This window comes from Streptomyces alkaliterrae (assembly GCF_007097205.2).
GTDB classification, from domain to species: domain Bacteria; phylum Actinomycetota; class Actinomycetes; order Streptomycetales; family Streptomycetaceae; genus Streptomyces; species Streptomyces alkaliterrae.
In genome coordinates, this window is the sequence record NZ_VJYK02000519.1 from 1 (window position 1) to 2281 (window position 2281).

Annotated in this window: 3 protein-coding genes; 1 reads left to right on the forward strand and 2 read right to left on the reverse strand. The window is 70.5% G+C overall.

Annotated features, from left to right (window positions below; translation table 11 throughout):
• Nucleotides 1–316 precede the first annotated feature (316 nt).
• Nucleotides 317–1210, forward strand: a complete 894-nt coding sequence (locus FNX44_RS26305; protein ID WP_143651481.1) for an LLM class flavin-dependent oxidoreductase — start codon at nt 317–319, stop codon at nt 1208–1210.
• On the opposite strand, the gene FNX44_RS26310 is transcribed toward FNX44_RS26305, so the two are convergent.
• Nucleotides 1198–1800: a hypothetical protein gene (locus FNX44_RS26310; protein WP_143651482.1), complete on the reverse strand. Its 603-nt coding sequence runs from the start codon at nt 1798–1800 to the stop codon at nt 1198–1200. The genes FNX44_RS26305 and FNX44_RS26310 overlap by 13 nt on opposite strands.
• A 60-nt stretch (nt 1801–1860) precedes the next feature.
• The coding region (locus FNX44_RS26315; RefSeq protein WP_143651483.1) for a CAP domain-containing protein at nt 1861–2281 on the reverse strand (421 nt) is incomplete at its 5' end.

Genomic DNA, 2281 nt, shown 5'->3' on the forward strand with positions numbered 1-2281 from the left:
CCCCACTGCCTGGTAGCAAGCCCCCTCACAGTCGAACACGCCGCACCCGCCCCCTAGAAGAGCCGGAAATGCCGGTGGCCCCTCGTCAGTCGCCTTGAGGAGAGGCCACCTGGCACGTGGTCCAGATGCGGTCGGCGTGTATGGCGTGAATGTAGGTGGTCCAGGCGGCGTTGGGGGCCCGGAAGGCCGGAAGGGCGGCGTCGTCGGCCTCGACACAGTGTTCGCCGCCCTCGCTGTAGCTGGACTTGTGCCACCCGGTGGGGGGAACTCGGAGATGTGAAGGGCGTGCGGAGCAGGTCGGCGTAGGGTCTTCGACATGCGTCTGAGTACGGTGATCCTCCCCATCCACCGGTGGGCCGACGGACAGAAGATCTGGCGGCGAGCGGAAGACCTCGGGTTCCACGCCGCGTACACGTACGACCACCTGTCCTGGCGTACCTTCCGGGACGGGCCGTGGTTCGGCGCGGTGCCGACACTGACCGCGGCGGCGACGGCGACCCGTCGCATGCGCCTCGGCACGCTGGTGACCTCCCCGAACTTCCGGCACCCGGTGACGCTCGCCAAGGAGTTGATCTCGCTCGACGACGTCTCCGGCGGGCGGGTCACTCTCGGCATCGGCGCCGGCGGCATCGGCTTCGACGCGACAGCGCTCGGGCAGGAGGCGTGGACGCCGCGAGAGCGGGCGGACCGCTTCGGCGAGTTCGTGCCGCTGCTCGACCGCCTCCTCACCGAGGACGCGGTGTCGCACCGGGGCGCGTACTACTCGGCGGACGAGGCCCGCAACATCCCGGGCTGCGTGCAGCGACCGCGGCTGCCGTTCGCCGTGGCCGCCAACGGGCCGCGCGGCCTGAAGCTGGCCGCTCGGCACGGGCAGGCCTGGGTGACGACCGGCGACCCGAAGGTCAACGGGACCGGGACGCCGGATCAGTCGGTGGAGGCGATCCGCGGCCAGCTCGGGAAGCTCGGCAAGGCGTGCGCGGAGATCGGCCGTGACGTCGCGGATCTCGACAAGATCCTGCTCCACGGCTTCACTCCGGACCGAAACCGGCCGCTGGACTCGGTGGACGCCTTCGTCGACTTCGCCGGCCGCCACCGCGACCTCGGCTTCACCGAGATCGCGATCCACTGGCCGATCCCCGACTCCGACTTCGCCGCCGACCAGGCCGTCTTCGAACGCATCGCCACGGAGGCCGCCACTCAGCTCCGCTGAAGCCCGCGTTCGCGAAGGGTGGCGCGGGCACAGGATTCCAACGCTCGCGCCACGCCCCAGCTCGCTCCACCGTCAAGCTGCTTCCAGCACCGCAGAGGGCGGGCCTTGATCCTGACGACTACCTCCTCGCCCTCGACCACCGCATCGAGGTGGGCAGCCACGCGTGCGCCCGCTCCTCCGACGGCGATCAGGTAGACGTCCCCGCCCCCACGTTCGAGGACCTGCTCGATCCGCACCGCGTTGGTCGCGCGAGCGTGACCAAGGACCTCGTTCGCGAGGGCGGCGGCGGTTGCGCTGTGCTTCCTCGGGAGGCGGACCTCCCGCGCACAGGGAAACCTGAACATCGCCGCGTCGGGAACACCTCCGTGGCTCCTGGCAACGCGTTGCGCGAGCACGGTCTCCGATGTCGAGACGAACAGGGCGAACACCAGGTACCCGAGGAGCAGGCACGTTACGGCGCCTGATGCCGCCTGCCGCCAGCCGAGGCCGTCAACGAGGTCAACGGTGGCCATCCCGACGCCGAGAATCGCTCCGAGCGCGAGGCCCGGCACCGATACTCGGCGCAGCACGGCAGACCAGTACAGGAACATCAGCAGAACTCCTCTTCAGGCCGACGCCTCACCACGACATCCGAACAAGGCACCCGCCGGTTACCTCGGGGTGGCGAACTTCTGGGTCCAGCGGATGCCGCCGGGGGCGTCGTGGATGCCCACGCCGAGTTCGGTGAAGGCGCAGTTGAGGATGTTGGCGCGGTGGCCGGGGCTGTTCATCCAGGCGTTCATGACGTCGGCCGGGGTGCGCTGGCCCATGGCTATGTTCTCGCCGGTGCGGCTCCACTGGTAGCCGACGGCGGTGATGCGGTCGCTCGGGCCGGCGCCGTCGGGGTTGGTGTGGTCGAAGTAGTCGCGGTTGGCCATGTCCTGGGAGTGGCGCTGGGCGGCGGTCTGGAGGAGGGAGTTGGACCGGACGGGGGAGCAACCGTTCTTGCCGCGCTCGGAGTTGACGAGGGCGAGCACCTGGGCGGCGGAGCCGCCGGGCTGGCCGGCCGACGGCTGCGGGGCCGGGCGGGGC

What these genes read in the sequence shown, in the direction of transcription:
- FNX44_RS26305 (WP_143651481.1), top strand. Translation starts at nt 317, where the DNA reads ATGCGTCTGAGTACGGTGATCCTCCCCATCCACCGGTGGGCCGACGGA.
- FNX44_RS26310 (WP_143651482.1), bottom strand. Translation starts at nt 1,800, where the DNA reads ATGTTCCTGTACTGGTCTGCCGTGCTGCGCCGAGTATCGGTGCCGGGC.